Genomic DNA, 1,368 nt, shown 5'->3' with positions numbered 1-1,368 from the left:
TAAAATATTATGACACCGCCTCGATGCTGTTGAATCGGTTGAAGGTCAGCGATACTTCGAATATGTTGAGCGGTTATGCGAAGAGTGGCCAGTTCGTGAAGTATTCCGATACAGCCACAATGGTATCGAACCTGTTGCGCAAGACCGATACGACGAACATGCTGAGCCCTTATGCACATAGCCAGGCCGTAGTGAAATATTATGATACTGCATCGATGTTGTCGAACCTGTTGCGTAAGACAGATACAGCTACGATGTTGTCGAACCGATTAAAGATCAGTGACACATCGAATATGTTGAGTGGTTATGCAAAGAGTGGCCAGTTTGTGAAATACTCGGATACGGCCACAATGGTATCGAACCTGTTGCGCAAGACCGATACGACGAATATGCTGAGTCCTTATGCCCATAGCCAGGCAGTGGTAAAATATTATGACACGGCATCGATGTTGTCGAACTTGCTGCGTAAGACGGATACAGCAACTATGTTATCGAACCGGTTGAAGATCAGTGATACATCAAATATGCTGAGTGGTTATGCAAAGAGTGGCCAGTTTGTGAAATACTCGGATACGGCCACAATGGTATCGAACCTTTTGCGCAAGACGGACACAGCTAATATGCTGAGTCCTTATGCCCATAGCCAGGCAGTAGTAAAATATTATGACACGGCATCGATGTTGTCGAACCTATTGCGTAAGACAGATACAGCAACGATGTTATCTAACCGGTTAAAGATCAGTGATACATCGAATATGCTGAGCGGTTATGCGAAGAGCGGCCAGTTTGTGAAGTACTCCGATACGGCCACAATGGTATCGAACCTATTACGTAAGACCGATACAACGAACATGCTGAGTTCTTATGCTCATAGCCAGGCCGTGGTAAAATATTATGATACGACAAGCATGTTGTCGAATCTCCTTCGTAAGACGGATACAGCCTCGATGCTGTTAAATCGGTTAAAGATCAGTGACACATCGAATATGCTGAGTGGCTATGCGAAAAGCGGTCAGTTTGTGAAGTACTCCGATACAGCCACAATGGTGTCAAATCTGTTGCGCAAGACCGATACAACGAACATGCTGAGCCCTTATGCACAATCGCAAGCCGTGGTGAAGTATTATGATACAACATCGATGCTGTCTAATCTGCTTCGTAAGACAGACACAGCAACCATGTTGTCGAATCGGTTGAAGATCAGTGATACATCGAATATGCTGAGCGGTTATGCGAAGAGTGGCCAGTTTGTGAAATACTCCGATACCGCTTCAATGGTGTCGAACTTGCTGCGCAAAACGGATACGGTTAATATGCTGAGTCCTTATGCACATAATCAGGCAGTGGTGAAATATTACGATACCGCAT

1 protein-coding gene is annotated in these 1,368 nt (G+C 45.0%); it reads left to right on the top strand.

The window, feature by feature from the left end:
• Positions 1 to 1,368, top strand: a 1,368-nt coding sequence (locus SEDOR53_RS18400; protein WP_198018994.1) for a hypothetical protein, incomplete at both ends; no start/stop codon positions are given.

Origin of the sequence: Asinibacterium sp. OR53, from assembly GCF_000515315.1 — a bacterium.
Taxonomy (GTDB): domain Bacteria; phylum Bacteroidota; class Bacteroidia; order Chitinophagales; family Chitinophagaceae; genus Sediminibacterium.
Note: the sequence above shows the minus strand (reverse complement) of the source record. Positions and strands in the feature narration are given on the sequence as shown.